The sequence below is a fragment of the Cytobacillus sp. NJ13 genome (assembly GCA_030348385.1).
Classification (GTDB): Bacteria; Bacillota; Bacilli; order Bacillales; family Cytobacillaceae; genus Cytobacillus.
Map to the genome: position 1 here is coordinate 1,456,243 of JAUCFP010000006.1, position 16,479 is coordinate 1,472,721.

At 38.7% G+C, this 16,479-nt stretch carries 14 protein-coding genes, 1 pseudogene and 1 riboswitch; of the genes and pseudogenes, 2 read left to right on the forward strand and 13 right to left on the reverse strand.

Features of this window, described 5'->3' with window-relative positions; genetic code table 11:
• Positions 1 to 92 precede the first annotated feature (92 nt).
• From QUF73_07090 to QUF73_07100, 3 genes are all read right to left on the reverse strand, one after another.
• Positions 93 to 881 carry an SDR family oxidoreductase gene (locus tag QUF73_07090; GenBank protein MDM5225977.1) on the reverse strand — a complete coding sequence of 263 codons (789 nt, stop codon included), beginning with the start codon at positions 879 to 881 and terminating at the stop codon, positions 93 to 95.
• Between the two features lie 292 nt (positions 882 to 1,173).
• A complete protein-coding gene (locus QUF73_07095; protein ID MDM5225978.1) occupies positions 1,174 to 1,641 on the reverse strand; it encodes a 2,4'-dihydroxyacetophenone dioxygenase family protein in 468 nt (155 codons plus the stop codon).
• Between the two features lie 213 nt (positions 1,642 to 1,854).
• Positions 1,855 to 3,153: an MFS transporter gene (locus QUF73_07100; GenBank protein MDM5225979.1), complete on the reverse strand. Its 1,299-nt coding sequence runs from the start codon at positions 3,151 to 3,153 to the stop codon at positions 1,855 to 1,857.
• Between the two features lie 749 nt (positions 3,154 to 3,902).
• Here QUF73_07100 and QUF73_07105 point away from each other — a divergent pair.
• Positions 3,903 to 4,676 (forward strand): SDR family oxidoreductase, encoded by a 774-nt coding sequence (locus tag QUF73_07105; GenBank protein ID MDM5225980.1) that lies wholly within the window; start codon positions 3,903 to 3,905, stop codon positions 4,674 to 4,676.
• A 276-nt stretch (positions 4,677 to 4,952) separates the two neighbouring features.
• Here the strand turns inward: QUF73_07105 and QUF73_07110 are convergent, their stop codons facing one another.
• The 8 genes and pseudogenes from QUF73_07110 to QUF73_07145 form a co-directional block, all read right to left on the reverse strand.
• Positions 4,953 to 5,900, reverse strand: a complete 948-nt coding sequence (locus QUF73_07110; protein ID MDM5225981.1) for an alpha/beta hydrolase — start codon at positions 5,898 to 5,900, stop codon at positions 4,953 to 4,955.
• Between the two features lie 141 nt (positions 5,901 to 6,041).
• A complete protein-coding gene (locus QUF73_07115) occupies positions 6,042 to 7,043 on the reverse strand; it encodes a TauD/TfdA family dioxygenase (protein MDM5225982.1) in 1,002 nt (333 codons plus the stop codon).
• 342 nt (positions 7,044 to 7,385) lie between these two features.
• On the reverse strand, positions 7,386 to 8,675 hold the full coding sequence (locus tag QUF73_07120; protein ID MDM5225983.1) for an MFS transporter: 1,290 nt from the start codon (positions 8,673 to 8,675) through the stop codon (positions 7,386 to 7,388).
• A 130-nt stretch (positions 8,676 to 8,805) separates the two neighbouring features.
• Positions 8,806 to 9,861 (reverse strand): TauD/TfdA family dioxygenase, encoded by a 1,056-nt coding sequence (locus QUF73_07125; GenBank protein ID MDM5225984.1) that lies wholly within the window; start codon positions 9,859 to 9,861, stop codon positions 8,806 to 8,808.
• Between the two features lie 33 nt (positions 9,862 to 9,894).
• Positions 9,895 to 11,409 carry a long-chain-fatty-acid--CoA ligase gene (locus QUF73_07130; protein MDM5225985.1) on the reverse strand — a complete coding sequence of 505 codons (1,515 nt, stop codon included), beginning with the start codon at positions 11,407 to 11,409 and terminating at the stop codon, positions 9,895 to 9,897.
• A gap of 144 nt (positions 11,410 to 11,553) precedes the next feature.
• Positions 11,554 to 11,746: pseudogene (locus QUF73_07135) on the reverse strand (transcriptional regulator YeiL).
• Positions 11,747 to 11,906: 160 nt separating this feature from the next.
• A complete protein-coding gene (locus QUF73_07140; protein MDM5225986.1) occupies positions 11,907 to 13,097 on the reverse strand; it encodes a PLP-dependent aminotransferase family protein in 1,191 nt (396 codons plus the stop codon).
• A 69-nt stretch (positions 13,098 to 13,166) separates the two neighbouring features.
• Complete coding sequence (locus QUF73_07145; protein MDM5225987.1) at positions 13,167 to 13,739, reverse strand: GNAT family protein; 573 nt, start codon at positions 13,737 to 13,739, stop codon at positions 13,167 to 13,169.
• A 92-nt stretch (positions 13,740 to 13,831) separates the two neighbouring features.
• On the opposite strand from QUF73_07145, the gene QUF73_07150 reads away from it, so the two are divergent.
• Positions 13,832 to 15,208, forward strand: coding sequence for a PLP-dependent aminotransferase family protein (locus QUF73_07150; GenBank protein ID MDM5225988.1), 1,377 nt, complete (start codon positions 13,832 to 13,834; stop codon positions 15,206 to 15,208).
• Between the two features lie 30 nt (positions 15,209 to 15,238).
• On the opposite strand, the gene QUF73_07155 is transcribed toward QUF73_07150, so the two are convergent.
• Together QUF73_07155 and QUF73_07160 are read right to left on the reverse strand one after the other, a co-directional pair.
• Entirely contained in the window at positions 15,239 to 15,622 is a 384-nt protein-coding gene (locus tag QUF73_07155; GenBank protein ID MDM5225989.1) for a PH domain-containing protein, read from the reverse strand.
• A 39-nt stretch (positions 15,623 to 15,661) separates the two neighbouring features.
• Complete coding sequence (locus QUF73_07160; protein ID MDM5225990.1) at positions 15,662 to 16,240, reverse strand: class I SAM-dependent methyltransferase; 579 nt, start codon at positions 16,238 to 16,240, stop codon at positions 15,662 to 15,664.
• 106 nt (positions 16,241 to 16,346) lie between these two features.
• Positions 16,347 to 16,453, reverse strand: a riboswitch (SAM riboswitch).
• Positions 16,454 to 16,479 lie beyond the last annotated feature (26 nt).

Consider the following 16,479-nt stretch of genomic DNA (forward strand, 5'->3'; position numbering starts at 1 on the left):
ATATTCCTATATGATTATATAAAAACAGCCGTGATGAAGCAGGAGAAAAATTAAGACTTTTTCCTCTGCCCCACTTTTAAGAAAGATCCTTTTTACTTAGCTCCGAGTCCCCCATCTACAACCAATATTTGTCCTGTACAATAATCAGAAGCCGCAGAAGCAAAGTATAGGACAGCACCTGCTATATCATTGTCTTCACCTAATCTCCTAACTGGCACTTGAGAGGCAATGATTGGACCTGCTTTTTGTACAAGCGTTCCTGGTATTTCTGGGTTATTCATTCCCGTTTGAAAAACGCCAGGAGCAATGGAATTCACAGTCAATCCATGGCGTCCCCACTTAACGGCAAGATCCTTCGTCAAAGTCATAACAGCCCCCTTACTTGTTGTATATCCTACAGAGTCGACGGCTTCAGGGTCAGTACCTTTAAATCCAATGCTAGAAGAAATGTTAATGATTTTTCCGTATTCGTTCTCTATCATATGTCTTCCGAGAGCCTGACACATCAGGAATGTTCCTGTCACATTGGTATCAATCATTTCTAGCCATTGCTTCAAAGGCATTTCAGTAGCAGGTGTTTCATAAACCGTTCCACTGCTGTTAATTAAGATTTCAACCTTTCCAAAATGAGAAATAACTTTATCTACACCTTGTCGGACCGATTCAGGGTCTGTTACATCCAATGCGAGTGCGAGGGCTTGTCTTCCCAGCACTTCGATTTCTTGGACAACTTTCTCGCAAACCTCTAAACGGCGTGAGCATACTGCAACATTTGCGCCTGCTTCTGCCAGCGCTAGTGCCATGATACGCCCTAACCCACTCCCCCCTCCGGTAACCATGGCTGTTTTTCCTGTTAAATCAAACAATTTTGCAGTTGACATTCCAGATCTCCTCCTCTAAATTCCTATTATTGAAAGCGCTTAAAATAATAATTAATGTGATTATTATTAATATTTAAATTATTCTTATGTGTATTTTACAAATAAGTTATAATTAAATACAATTAAAGATTTAAATTTGCAAATAAATATTTCTAATAATTTAAAAGAAGAACAGCCAAACTTTCTAAACAGATTCTAGACTTACTTCACTCCTTCTGAGAGAAAAGCCTAAAAAAGAGAAGTATCATCGTCACACATGGACATTGGACTTCTCATTTTACAAATCTAACTATTAAAACTTAGTCACATCTATAGGTGTAATTCCTTCAGCTGCACAATGATCATGGTATTTTTGCAAGAATGACTCCCAATTATCTCTAGCAATAATTTCTCCATTCTCATTCAAATAGTCTAATGTTGCTTCTACAATATTTAACGTAATAACCTCTTCATCCCCTACAGATTCAGGTGTATGTTTGGATCCGGCAGGCTCATAAACGACATCACCGGCTTTGGAAACCCAATTATTCTCCATGTACCTCCAAGAACCCTTAACTGTGTATACTATAACCGTTCCGGGATGAAAATGGGTAGGAAGCTGTGTACCCGCCGGAACCTTTAACAAGGTAATCGTTTGACCTGTTACTGGATTGGCCTTCAGTATCTTAAAATGAGCCACCCCAAAATAAGGAATCCATGGTAAATCATCTGGACAGATATTACTTGCATCATATACTTCTACAGCTTTTGCATTACTCATTTACAATCCCCTCTTTTGCTTTAAATTGTGAAATCCGTAAATTGATAGTGTGAATACCAGGCAGATCATTAACTATCCGAATTTCTTAATTTTCAGTATACTTATAATTGTTTATTTAATAAAATTATGATTTTTAATATGCAGTTTAGTTATATTAATATATACTGGCAATTTCTCTTCCTTTTTTTAGCTTTTGAATACCATGAATGATATTTAGGTACTAACTAGCTCTTCCTCCTCAGTTTTAATCGTGGAGTGTATTTGCTTTGTGGGACGTACACCAATCCAAAATAATACTCCGATAATAATCATCCCAAAAGCAGAGGCTTGAAAGGCATAATGATAGCCTAAAGTCTCACTCGCTGCATATTGAATAAAATAACCAAATACGATGGGAGCAATCATACTTCCTGTATTTGAAAGAGCAATATATGCCCCTTGTGCCTTGCCGATGTTTTGGGGAGAAAACAAATCCATTAATATAGAGGGTGCGAGTGAAAGAATAACCATTCCAAAACCTGGTGCCAGGGTGAAACACAAAATAGAGATAGCATCCGAACTTACGACACTTCCAAGATATAAGTAAATAGCAGATATCACCATCATACAACTAGCAAGAGTTACTCGTGCTTTCCGAATATCTCCTGTTTTGCGATAAAGCCAATCGGATAACATGGCAAAGCCAATTTGGCTAAAGGCAGCGAAAAGAAAAGGCAAAGCCACTGCTAGTTTTAACGTTTGGCCGCTAAATTGATGTACTGTAGAAAAGTATGCTGGATACCACACCGATTGAACGGACACTAACCAATAGGCACAACCTCCAGCCAAAACGGTCAAAATATAATTTTTAGAAAAAAGATGCGGAATAAACTGACGCCAAGAAACCTTTGAGATGGTGCATGAATGCTTTTCCACTAGATCAAATGAAGGCAATCCGATTTCTTGCGGACATGCTTTACCGTAAAACAGCCAAAAACCTAACCAAATCAGTCCAACAATCCCCATCACTATAAAAGCAGATCTCCAACCATATTGATCAGTCAAGGAAATTAATAATGGTGAAGCAATCGCAGGTCCCATCATAGTGCCAAATAGAACCGCAGCATAGCTTATTCCATGTCGGTGTTTCGGAAACCATTTACCTAGCATAGTTGTTACTACAGGAGAAGCTGGCCCTTCACCTACTCCCAAAATGATCCTTGTTAATATAAGCAGAGAAAAACTGGAAACAAATGGGGTAGCAAATTGTACTGTTAACCAGATCAATGACATCCAAATAAACAATTTTTTCGGATTTTTGGAATCTGCCATGCCGCCAAGTAAGATGGAGGTTATGGAAAAAAACCAATAAAAAGAACTGCCCACAAGTCCCCATTGAGAAGCACTTAAATGTAACTCCTTCATTAGAGGAACAGAAACCAAACCAATGAGAATTTTATCAATTTGGTTAATCATTGCAATAAGAACTGAAAATAATAAGATAATCCAAGAATATTTTGGAGTGCTTGACATATAAGTCCCCCTAATTTTGATAATTGAAATAAAGCATCTCAGAGAGTGATGCTCATTTCCTTGTCCCTATAGCTTCCCATTCTCCAGTTCATCACGAAGTAAGCGTTTTCATAAAGATTCAAGTGTTGGGAAACTCCTTGTTGCAAACAAGGATTTAAACCCTTTTATTGAACATGAAATAACGCATTTTAAAGTGATCGAAGCGCTTTTACGAAAAGTTCATACACTCATGAATTAACTTTAGCTAGATCTATACCTTTCACGCTATGATACTTACTTTTTACTTTAAAATGGACAACAAACATAATTCTCTTGTTCATTCCAAATGTCTAAAATTTACTACTAAAATGCCTCAATTAAATGAAAAGGCTTTCAAAAATATCATCAAGCACCCCTCTCTAAATGTTTTTTGAATATTATAACTATTTCAATTATCATTATATCTATTTCAACCCTCATGAATAAAATTAAATAATTTAAACTGCAAGTAACTTTCACTTATATTCAACATACGAACAAGGTGGATATTGAAAAACGATTATAGAAATGACACCCGATCCTCTATTAACCTTAGTTGCTCTATTTTGAAATGGATAATCTTTTTTATTACATTAGTAACACTTAAATACAAGTTAAAATGTTTAATTTTATTTAAACTGATTTAAAAGGTAGAATTAAAGAGAGAAAATATAGAAATTACTTTGAGTTTGGCCATACAGGGTGTTGAATCAAAATAGGAGGTTGAATATATGGACTTACAATTATCTGAAAAAAAAGCTCTCATTATAGGAGGAAGTCGTGGGATTGGCAGAGCCATTGCCCGTCAGTTGGCACTGGAGGGCGTGGATTGTACAATTTGTGCAAGAAACGAATCCTCACTAAAGAAAGCTGCAGAAGAATTAACCCAGGAAACAAAACGAAATATCTATCCAATCGTGGCAGATACCTCGAATCCTAACTCTATCATCCATTTAGTTGAAAGTGCAGCAGCTGCGATGGGTAGTATTGATATTCTCATCAACAGTGGAGCCCGTGTTGGCGGTACAGAGCCAGAGAATTTTCATGAGATTAAAGAGGAGCTTATTTTGAAAGATTTTGAAGAAAAGTATATGGGCTATTTTCGATCTATACGAGCTGTTGCTCCTCATATGATCAAAAATAAGTGGGGGCGTATTATTAATATAAGTGGTCTCGCTGCCAGAATAGGCGGCAATTATTTTAGTTCCGGGCCGCGTAATGCCTCTGTTGTTCATTTAACGAAATCCGCATCATTGGAATTAGGAAAACACGGCATTAACGTCAATGCTATCTATCCAGGGATTGTAGATACTGAAACGAATAGAAAACAATTTCATACGGAAGAAGCTGTAAGCCAGGCAGCAGCATTAAGTCCTCTCAATCGCTTGATTACTCCGGAGGAAATTGCTTATGTCGTTGCCTTCCTAGCTTCACCCCTGTCAGCATCAATTACCGGCGATGTCATTTCAGTAACTGGAGGCATTGGTAATACGGTTTATTACTAAAAACACGCAGTTAATACCTTCTTTAAACGATTGTCCCTCCCCATCCATTCAATAGTAGAACTTATATTTATTAACCATAATTATTAGTAGCACAGACCGAGAACATGGCCAGTGCTACTCTTTTTTTATTTAGAAAGACAACCATAAAGACACCTCTACGAATTCACGTAAGGTGTCTTTATGGTTTATTTGAAACGTTTCTGACTAAATATCAAGATGTTCTCGTCATTCCTGTTTTCTTTTAAATAAAGCTAATATGACCCTCTGATAATACTATTAATTCCAGTTGGTCATAAAATTAGTGGTACGTAAAAACTTGTTGATCTTAGAAACCGTTAATTCAATATTCTTAGGAAACACAGCCATGTTTGAAAAAAAACCGTGAATCATTCCTGATTCACATGCATATTCAACTTTTACCCCAGCTGTTTTCAAACGATCAGCATACGCCTTTCCTTCATCCCGAAGCACATCATTTTCCGCCGTAATCACAATAGCTGGCGGGAGATTACTTATATCTTCAGCGATTAAGGGAGAAGCGTATCCATTATACCTATCCTCTTCATTCCTTAAATAATGATTACGGAACCAAAACAGAAGCTCACGATCCAAACCAAATCCTTTTGCAAATATTTGATGAGATTTTGTAATAAATTCAAGGTTTGTCGCAGGATAAATCAGGACTTGCGCAGATATGTCTGGACCTTTTCTGTCTCTCGCCATCATAGTAACTACAGTCGCTAAATTACCACCTACACTATCCCCGCCTACTATCAATCTAGAAATATCTCCGTTAAAAGAGGTTCCTTTTTCATAAACCCATTCCAATGCCGCGTAAGCATCTTCAGCCGGGGTCGGAAACTTATATTCTGGAGCTAGACGATAGTTGACAGATACAACAATACTGCCCGTTCTATGTGCAAGCATTCGGCAGCTTGGATCTGTCGCTTCGAGGTCTCCTAGAACCCATCCTCCACCATGGTAATAAATAAATAAAGGGAAGGGGCCCTTCCCTTCCGGTATATATACCCTACATTTGATTTCAGCATCTTTGCTTACTGGAATCATCCAATCTTCTGTCTTTGAAAGCAGATCTGATTCGATAGGATGCTGCTGTGCTTTCGAAAGCATCTCTCGTACAGTCTTAGGATCCATCGTATAAATTGGAGGCATCTGGTTAAATGCCAGTAAGTATTTTTCTGCCTGCGGATCTAAATTTGCCAAGAAACATCATCCTCATTTCATTTTCTGTAAAATCAATTATGGCTAAGTTTTTTTCTAAAATATTGGTGACAAGATTATGCTTTTCTACTAAACTCACTATTTAATACAAATATTTCTCGATATTTTCTACACGATCACCAGCTATTTATTATTTACAGCCATACCTTCTCTACAAACCTCGAAATCAGGGGCAATTTTTCGACCATTTGGCATGTTGAGCCACAATCTTAATAAATGACGTTTACGCTCATCTTCTTCATAATCTTCAAATGTAGTTCGTGAATGAAAAATAGTATAGTTATTAACGAATTGCATATCACCTGGCTCCATCATCATATCAATATGCATGTTTTTATCATGAGTAAGGGAATCTATAAAATTAAACACTTCCATCTCCTTTTTTGACAAAGAGACACCTGTTTTCGTTTGTGCTGATTCAACATATTGACGTAAATATCTGCAGCTCAATTTGCCATCGTAATAACTAAAAATTGGTGATGTAAATATTGGAGATTGTCCTGGTGCTTCTTCCCCACGAAGATCATGGAAGAAAGGACGATAGAGGGTTTCAAGATACTCTGGGTGCTTCTCTAAAATTTCATTATAAACAGCTATCGCACTTGCGATACTACTTAAACCACCAGATTTCGCTTTGCAAAGACAGAGTAATCCGACAACATCAGCTAAATCTGTATGATAGTCAAGATGCACATTCGTTTGGAAACCGCGTACTTTAGAATTATCCTTAAAGTCGAAACCTCGATCTTTTATATTCCCTAGGAGAGTTCCTTTTGCGTCTTGTGTTATCGGATTGCCCATGTGCAAGCCGATCCCCCAGTAAATAATGCTCGCTTCCTCAACCGTATACTTTTCCATCGGTAATCCACGAATTAATAGAAACCCTTTCCCATTCTCCAGTTCATCTATAAAATATGCAATTTCATCAGCAAGATTAGGAATTGGGAAGTCCGCCTTGGTAAAATCAGGTGCTTTCAACCCCTTTTGTTGAATATGAACCAAAGCTTTTTCAAGATCTGCGATTGTTTTCTCGGACAAATGATAAATCCATGAATCATCCTTAGCTAAATCCATTCCTCTCCACGCTGATGGTCCTTGAATTTTTTCATTTAAAACATACGGCATGAATTACCCTCCTTCAATATTGTTCGTTCTTTACCTAACCTTCTTTAGTCAAATTTCACCTGCTCTGTTTCTATGAATCTATCTTTTAAATTTGTTACCTTCAGTGGACAACGATTATGGTGTTTCTCCAAATTTGATTTCCCATTCCTCTAGGAATAATTTGACCGTTCCCATTCTATTAACCTTTCAAGTTTTGAAATCAGTAAAATACTACATTAAGGGATTTAATAGACTAAATATTCAGTTTATTTAATTTAATATCTTTCATCACCCCCTCTGACAGATTAACCCTGCTAAGGTTGGTTACTCGTACAGCATTTCAAATGACGTTTATGATTGCTCCTAAGATTGAACATAATCAGATTTGATCGTGGTGTGGCTTCGCTTGGCGGGACGTACACCAATCCAAAACAATATTCCGATTATGAGCATTCCAAAAGAAGAGGCTTCAAACGCATAACCATATCCCATAGCTTCAGTCGCTGAATTTTGAATAAGATAACCAAATACCATTGGAGCAATAATGCTTGTTGCACTTGCAAGAGCAATGAATGTTCCCTGTGCCTTGCCAATGTTTTGAGGAGAATAGAACTCCATCAAAATAGCAGGTGCGAGTGAAAGAATTACATAAGCAAAACCGGGAGCAAGGGTAAAGAAAAGGATCGTCATAGCCGTTGAATCGGCGGCATTTCCCAGATATACACACAGAGCAGATAGCAACATCATGAAACCTGCAAGATTAACGCGTGCTTTACGAATATCTCCCGTTCTGCGATAAAGCCAATCTGATAACATGGCAAATCCAATTTGGCAAAAAGCTGCGAAAAGAAAAGGTAAAGCTACAGCTAGTTGTAACATTTGACCATTAAACTGTTGAACCTTAGTAAAGTAAGCCGGAAACCATACCGATTGAACAGCCAATAGCCAATAAGCACAACCTCCACACAAAACGATTAAAATGAAATTTTTAGAAAAAAGATGCGGAAGAAACTCTCGCCAAGAAACCTTTAAAAGGCTCGATGACTGATTCTCCTCTTGCTGAAAGGAAGGATACCCGATTTCTTGTGGATTATCTCTCCCAAAAACGAGCCAAAATACTAGCACTATTAATCCCATAACACCCATTGCAATAAATGCTGATCTCCAACCATATTGATCGATTAAGGAGATTAATAATGGAGAAGCAATCGCAGATCCTCCTGTCGTTCCTAACAATACAGCACCAAAGCCTATACCATGCCTATGTTTCGGGAACCATTTTCCTATGATTGCTGTGGATAGAGCGGGAGCTGGACCTTCACCTGCTCCCAAAATGATTCTCGTTAACACGAGCAGAGATACACTGGAAACAAAAGGAGTAGCAAATTGAACCAATAACCAAATTAAAGACATCCACGATAACATTTTTTTCGAATTTTTGGAATCAGCCATGCCGCCAAGAATGAGAGAAGAAAAGGTAAAAGCCCAAAAGAAAGAACTTCCCACAACTCCCCATTGGGATGGGCTTAAATCCAACTCTTTCATGACAGGAACAGAAACCAAACCAATGATAATTTTATCCACTTGGTTGATCATTCCGGAAAGAACAAGAAAAAATAAAATGAACCAAGAATATTTTGGAGTACGTGTCATATACCTCCCCCTAACTTTTCACAGAGGGAGTACCTTTTCCCAAAAAATTAGAAAAGGACCCTCCGTCACATAAATTAATTGCTGTTCCTATAAACGGTTTATAAAATCATACTTCCGGATGGAAGCCCAATTACTTCAAACTTTCTATAATACCGCCAGATGTTTTTTGACGTGCAGGTATACCGCCGCGCCCAGGTTTCCCAGTATTCTCATCAATAAACATCGCGAAATCCGGAGAAATTTCCCGGCCATTTGGCATCGTGAGCCACAATCTTAATAAATGACGTTTGCGCTCCGGTTCTGCATAGTCTTCGTATTGAGTACGTGAGTGAAGAACTACATAATTATTGACGAATTGCATATCACCTGGCTCCAACATCATATTAAAATGCATATTTTCATCATGAAGGAGGGAATCTAGAAGGTCTAGTGCTTCAACTTCTACTTTTGACAACTGAATACCTGTTTTCTCTTGGGCTGATTCGATGAATAATCGGACATATCTGCAGCTTAATTTACCATCAAAATAATTAAAGATAGGTGATGTGAATACTGGAGATTCACCTGGTCCTTCTTCCCCACGACGATCGAAGAAAAATGGACGAGAGAGAATACCAAGATACTCAGGGTACTTCTCCAAAATCTCATTATAAACAGCCATCGAACTTACGATACTGCTGTACCCGCCGGTTTTCCCCTTCCGCAGACTTAATAATCCGACAACATCTGATCCATCTGCATGAAAAGGAAGATGCAATTTCGTTTGGTATCCGCGTACATTTGAATTTTCTAAACTAAGACCTTTATCAATGACATGCCCTAAGAGATCACCATTCGCGTTTTGCGATACTGGAATACCCATATGAAGCCCAAGCCCCCAATAAATAATGCTTGCTTCCTCATCTGTATATCTTTCCAGTGGCAATCCACGAATTAATAGAAAACCTCTCCCATTCTCCAATTCTTCTACAAAGTATTCGATTTCATTAAAAAGATCAGGGATCGGAAAATCCTCCTTTGTAAAGTCAGGGGCTTTTAGGCACTTTTGCTGAACATGAGATAAGGCGTTCTCTAGCGTTTCAATCGCTTTTTCAGACAAATAATAAATCCATGAATCATCGTTGGCTAAATCAGTCCCTTTCCAAGCTGGTGGCCCCTGAATTTTATCCTTCAAAATAATCGACATATATAATCCTCCTTAATTAATATAATTTGTACCTTACTGAATTGGAGTCAGTTGTCTCAGTTTTCTTCGTAATATTTTTCCTGTAGAGTTCTTAGGCAACTCCTTGAGAAATTCAACTTGTTTAGGAAGCTTATACTTCGCAAGCTTATCCTGACAGAAATGGATAATGTCATCTATTGTGATCTGCTCATCCTTGACTACAACATAAGCTTTTACGATTTCTCCGTATCCTTCATCAGGAACTCCAACCACAGATGCTTCTACAATAGAAGGATGCTGATACAATACTTCCTCTACTTCTCGAGGGTAGACATTGTATCCGCCAACAATTATGATGTCTTTCTTGCGATCAACAATGTAGATGTATTCTTCTTCATCCATTTTCGCCAGATCACCCGTGAAAAACCATTCATCCATTAGGGCAGCATTTGTATCTTCCGGCATCCCTAAGTATCCCTTCATTACATTTGGTCCTTGAACAACTAATTCTCCGATTTCTCCCCTTGGCAATTCGTCCCCTTCCTCATTGACAACCCTGCTTTTGACACCTGGAATATTCAAACCGATAGAGCCGGGCTTACGGGTCCCCCTTAAAGGATTAAAAGCGACGACAGGAGAAGTTTCTGAGAGCCCATACCCTTCTAAGATAGTAACGTTAAACTTGTTTTGGAAATTTTGGAGCAGCTCAACAGGAATGGAAGCTCCTCCAGATATACACAAGCGAATGGATAAGAAATATTCCGCAGAGGCTTCAGGCAATTGATAGATAAAGTTGTACATCGTAGGAACTCCAACAAAAACCGTTGCTTGTTTTTGCCGAATAGTATTAACAACATCTTGAGGGCTAAATTTAGGCACGATAATGACCGTTGCCCCACAAGAAATGGCATTATTCAGACAAACGGTCATACAGAAAACATGAAACATCGGCAGAACAGCTACTACACGATCTTCATCATACAGTTCCAATAGGTTTGAAATAGTTTTTGCATTAGAAGCCAAATTTCGATGAGATAACATCGCACCTTTTGGTTTACCAGTTGTCCCTGACGTGTAGAGAATGACAGCAAGGTCTTCTTCATGGGTGAAAGGGCTTTCAAAATCTGGATTACTTGTTTCCATTAGACGCTCCCATGTCCATTCTTGACTCATGGCATCTACATAAATAAAGCAAGTTATATTTTTAGATTTTTCTTTTAATTCAGATATTTTAGAACCTACGGATGCGTGTCCAATAACCACCTTGGCCTGACTATTGTCTAAAATATAGCTGATTTCCCTTTGGGTAAACATAGGATTGATAGGAATAGCAATTGCACCTATACGTAAAATACCATAGTACGCAATGATGAATTCAGGGCTGTTACCTAATATAAGAGCTACCCCATCTCCTTTCCCCACTCCTTGAGCAGACAAGCCAGCAGCAAATTGATCCACCAACTGATTTAATTCCCTATAAGTTACACTTATATCTTCATAGATATAAGCGTATTTTTCAGGGAATTTTCTGGCGCTCCTCCTCAAATTTTCATTTAAATTAAAAGCCATGAAAAATTCGCCTCCCTTTTTTAAATATTTAGATTATTGTTACTATTCTTACTACAATTATACTGTTAAGTAATAATAAAATAAAATTAAAGATTTTAATTTGAAAATAAGTGTCACTAATATTCAAAAAGGGGAAATAGGTGCAAGCACATGCAATAAGTGCCGGTAGAGACACCTAAAAAAACACAAAACGTCACGTGCTTCTCCTTATAGATCCTTTCATCGGCGGTTTGCAAAAAAAATCCGCAGGCCGGTTTTCAAGCGGAAAGGCCAGACTATGATAAGACTTTGCAGCTGTATTTTTAGCTCTTAAACTTAAAAACTTGGTTAGTTCCCGCTTCAAAGTCTACCTTCTTGTTCCAATTCAATGTAATATTTTCACTCTATATCTTCTATTTATGATTAACCATCCCTTTAAAAAGACGCCTTCTTCTATTAAAAAGGCGCCATTCATATAGAAAGTCGTTTTCCTTATTCCCTTTCATAAAATAATTTTATCAAAGACTAGCTTCTACAACTCTCCCCAGTCTCCGAATCCCATCTGCTATTTCCTTTTCATCCTCATAACTGAAGGAAAGGCGAAGATATTCAGTCCCATCAGATTGATCCATGAAAAAATACCTGCCAGGAATAAAAGATACCCCCTTCGTCAGGGCTTGAGTTAACATTTCCGATGTATCGACACCAGGAATTTTCATCCAAGCGAAGTAACCTCCTTCTGGCACATACCAGGAGGCTGATTCAGGCAGGTACTGTTCGAGTGCCGAGAGCAGGACGGCACATTTAGACCGGTATGTGTCTCTTAAGGTTATGAGTTTTTCATCAAAATCGGTGTTTGCTAAATATACAGCCATGGCTGCTTGAGCAAACGGATGATTCAAATCTTTTTTAAACCAGGCGCATGCATGGATGATTTCACTTGCTCCTGCTATCCATCCAATTCGCATGCCTGGCGCTACTATCTTGGATAACGAACCGACATGCAGAACTCTTGTCATTTTATCCATCGCTTTTAGTGTAGGCAGATTTTTATTAAAGAATAATTCCCCATAGGCATCATCTTCTACAATTAAGAAATTATACTTGTCGGCCAGCTCCAAAACATGCTGCCTGCGCTCTGCTGTCATAGTCGTCCCCGTTGGATTTTGAAAAGTTGGAATGGTATATAGAAAACGTGGCTGGGCAAGCCCATTTTGCTTCCTTTCGGCTAATATTTCTTCCAAAACATCGGTTTGAAGTCCATGCTTATCTACAGGAATACTAATGATAAGCTTTGTATAATTTTGAAAAATCTCTAAAGCTTCCATATAAGTGGGGGACTCTATTGCCACGATTGCCTCCTTATCCAGGAGAATACGGGCAATCAAATCGATTGCCTGACAGGCACCAGTTGTAATCAAGAGCTCTTCTTCTGAAACAGAAATACCTCGCTCTTCCAATCTTTTTATGATCTGTTCCTTTAATTTTAATATCTTGGGACTTCCAATATAATGGAGCGGCAAGTCATGTTCTTCCTCTAATAGACTGTTAACAGCTGCCTTAACCTCTTCATCAGGCACAAGGGCAGGTGCAGGATAGCCGCAATGCAGGCGTATACACTCATCTGGAATCTCCGGAATCCACTCCCCAGGGGGAGTATTCTGAAGCGCCTTTTTGATATTGTCAGGAAAAAAAGAACCAGCATTCACTTCAATCTACACCCTTTCAGCAGTTTTATTATTCATTATAAACTTCTTGCCTGAGATGCTCCACAAAACCTATAAAAGCAAGTGCTCCTCGAAATGTCTTTTTACTTTTCCCCAATCTTCCTTTATGACACTATACAGGACAGTATGACGAATGGTCCCTTCTTTTCGTATCATATGATTTCGAAGAACGCCTTCTTTTACCCCACCGATTCGTTCTATTGCTTTTTGTGAACGGACATTTTCATGTCCAGTTTTGATTTGTACACGGTTAAGGGAAAGCTCTTCAAAACAATATGTTAACAATAAATATTTACAGTTTGTATTAATATTCGTGCGCCAATAAATAGGGTTCATCCAAGTGGAGCCGATTTCAAGATGTTTATGCTGGGTTGAAATATCAAGAAACCAGGTAGCGCCGATGATCTTCCCTGTTTTTTTATAGACCATAACAAAAGCAAAATCGGTGCCTTGCCCACGTTTTTCTATGGCATCTTTGACATAATGAATGACCCGGCTTTTCTCAGTTAAATCAACAGACATATGCTCCCATATGCGTTTATCATGAGCCGCTTCATAAATTCCTTCAACATGCTCAAGTTCCATGGGGATTAACTGCACAACATTGTTTTCTAATTTTTGCATGCTATCACTCTCCTTGAATCAATTAAAACCGAATTCTGGTATTATAAAAATAACCAAAAATTAATTTTAATATAATACCAGGGAATGATTCGATGGAATTTCAAGTTCTGCTTTCGGAAAATGGAATAAAGTATAAAGAAATTTATGAACAAATTCGGCTGGCGATTTTAGCTAAAAAATTGTCAGCTCATGCAAGACTTCCTGCAAAGCGGCGGCTGGCTGAACAATTAAACGTAAGCATCATAACTGTTCAGATGGCTTATGAACAGCTGCAGAGTGAAGGGTACTGTTATTCAGCAGAACGCAGAGGCTATTTTGTTTCTGAAATTCAGGATGAAATGCACTTAAGTCAGATTCATACAATGGACTTGGAGAAAAGAGTTCAGCATGAGTTTCTTATTAATTTTAAAAATGGGCAGATCGATGCCTCCGCCTTCCCCTATAAACATTGGAACCGATTATACCGAAAAGAGCTTAATGAATCTAATGCCAGCAATGCACCATGGCAGGGCGAATATTCTTTGCGTGTCCAAATTGCACAATACCTGCAGCAGGCTAGAGGGCTGGCCTGCCAGCCGGAGCAAGTGTATATTTTCAGCGGATTTCAGCAGCAGCTGCTAAATGTATGTTTGTTTTTTAAGCGGAGCGCTATCGGAATAGAAGATCCAGGTTTTATTCGGGCAAGATCTGTTTTTGATCAATTACAGCTGCCATACTATCCGATTTCTGTGGATGAGGAAGGATGCTGTGTGCCTGGTGCTGATGAACCTGCAAAATTATTATATACGACACCTGCTCATCAATATCCTACCGGTGCAATTATGTCTATTGCCAGAAGGATTGAGCTGTTAAATTGGGCAATCAAACAGGATGCTTACATTATCGAGGATGACTATGATTCTGAATATCGCTACAAAGGGGCACCAATCCCAGCATTATCCCATTTGGATTCAACCGGGCGGGTACTGTACTTCGGCACCTTTTCAAAAACATTGCTGCCATCACTTCGAATCAGCTATCTGATTATGCCAGCTCCACTGCAGCAGGACTTTGAAAAATTTAATGCTTATCAAAAGTCGACTGTTTCAAGAACCGATCAGCGAGCTGCTGCAATATTTATGGAAGAAGGACTTTATACATCTCATATAGCAAAAATGAGAACTTTATATCGAGCCAAAAGGAGCTGTTTAATAGAAAGCCTGTCAAAACATTTAGGAGAACACTTTGACATAATTGGAGATACAGCGGGCTTGCATATCATCGTGACATTACCAGAAGGATTAAATGAATCTAAAGCAATTGAACTGGCAAAGTCGGCGGGAGTTGAAATCGATGCTGTTTCGCCCATGTATCAGCTTCACAAGCCTAACCATCATGTGATGCTTGGATACGGTGCACCCTCGATGGACGAGATTGAGAGAGGAGTCCATTTAATCGCTAATGCATGGAAAAGTTATCTAAGCATTTAGACTAAGCTATATATTCAACTAAAAGAGCGCTTATCTTACAGGATAACGCTCTTTTGCTGAAGCGGTAAACATGCACATCTTTTCCTTAACAGCCACCATAAAATCAAATAAATTCATTCCCTGAATTTGCTGGAATTTATACAAGTCTTGCTTATAGTACATATGAATATGCTTCCCGGTGATTCCCCTTTTTTCTTCAATGGAAGTTATATGGCAATACGCAAATTCTTCAACTAATTCCTTGTATGTTTCTGATACCGGGATTCCATAGAATAGCAGTCTTTTGTTCGTTGCTGCAAATAAGCCTGCCTGCGGTGCTAAACAGTAATGTGCAACTAATGAACAGCTTAAACATTCAATAATGTTTTCACCTTCATGCAATACATGTTCAACCTGACTTTTAACGCTATTCATGGAACGATCCCCCTTAGTTTCAATGAATAATTTCATCTTTTAAACCGCTGTTTTTACTGCCAGTATCAGCCCAGTAGACCAATCCAATTCTGTTATGTCCAGGTCAGGTCTGTCCTGCAGAGTTTTTAGAAGTTTAGTGGCTTTAATCCTAAATTCTTCAGGCAATTTCTGCTGCGGAAACACATCATGAATCACATAAAAACCGCCGATATTCAAATGATCCAGGGTTTTGTCCAGAAGCTCGAATTTCCCGGGCCACGTATCTGCAAAAATAAAATCGAACCCTTCCGACAGGTTTTGAATAAAAGCTGCTCCGTCCTCACAGCAAAATGTGATTCTGCTGTCATTCCCGAGGTACTTTCTCGCGATTGATTGCACTGTCGAATCTATATCAACGGTCGTAAGCTTACTGCCTTCATCCATCCCATCAATGATCCATGAAGCAGACGCTCCCGTACCTGTTCCCAGCTCTAAAAAGCTTCCTCCAGATTTTGAGGCTGCCAGCCCCTTCAGTAAAAATCCTGTTTTTCTATCACATGACTGCCCGAAGCCGAGCACATCTGATTCCTGTAATATCCTCGAATATGCTTCCGGTACCTGAATAACGCCGTTTTCCATTTTGCCATTCCTCCTCTTTCTTCGTTCTAATCTAAACCAGGCTCAAATTATAAAAGAGCATCAAAAAAAGGCCTCTTTATAAGAGGCCTTTAGTTATCAAAACGACCTCTTATCTCCCAGAGTGTCAACTCTGTTGGAATTAGCACCTTCCTGACATAATCAGGGGTTGCTGAGGCTTCGCAGGGCCAGTCCCTCCACCTCTCTGGATAAGAATTTGTATAAAATTTATATTTTCAACC

What these genes read in the sequence shown, in the direction of transcription:
- QUF73_07090 (MDM5225977.1), bottom strand. Translation starts at nt 881, where the DNA reads ATGTCAACTGCAAAATTGTTTGATTTAACAGGAAAAACAGCCATGGTT.
- QUF73_07125 (MDM5225984.1), bottom strand. Translation starts at nt 9,861, where the DNA reads ATGTCGATTATTTTGAAGGATAAAATTCAGGGGCCACCAGCTTGGAAA.
- QUF73_07150 (MDM5225988.1), top strand. Translation starts at nt 13,832, where the DNA reads ATGGAATTTCAAGTTCTGCTTTCGGAAAATGGAATAAAGTATAAAGAA.
- QUF73_07155 (MDM5225989.1), bottom strand. Translation starts at nt 15,622, where the DNA reads ATGAATAGCGTTAAAAGTCAGGTTGAACATGTATTGCATGAAGGTGAA.
- QUF73_07095 (MDM5225978.1), bottom strand. Translation starts at nt 1,641, where the DNA reads ATGAGTAATGCAAAAGCTGTAGAAGTATATGATGCAAGTAATATCTGT.
- QUF73_07130 (MDM5225985.1), bottom strand. Translation starts at nt 11,409, where the DNA reads ATGGCTTTTAATTTAAATGAAAATTTGAGGAGGAGCGCCAGAAAATTC.
- QUF73_07145 (MDM5225987.1), bottom strand. Translation starts at nt 13,739, where the DNA reads ATGCAAAAATTAGAAAACAATGTTGTGCAGTTAATCCCCATGGAACTT.
- QUF73_07100 (MDM5225979.1), bottom strand. Translation starts at nt 3,153, where the DNA reads ATGTCAAGCACTCCAAAATATTCTTGGATTATCTTATTATTTTCAGTT.
- QUF73_07115 (MDM5225982.1), bottom strand. Translation starts at nt 7,043, where the DNA reads ATGCCGTATGTTTTAAATGAAAAAATTCAAGGACCATCAGCGTGGAGA.
- QUF73_07120 (MDM5225983.1), bottom strand. Translation starts at nt 8,675, where the DNA reads ATGACACGTACTCCAAAATATTCTTGGTTCATTTTATTTTTTCTTGTT.
- QUF73_07105 (MDM5225980.1), top strand. Translation starts at nt 3,903, where the DNA reads ATGGACTTACAATTATCTGAAAAAAAAGCTCTCATTATAGGAGGAAGT.
- QUF73_07160 (MDM5225990.1), bottom strand. Translation starts at nt 16,240, where the DNA reads ATGGAAAACGGCGTTATTCAGGTACCGGAAGCATATTCGAGGATATTA.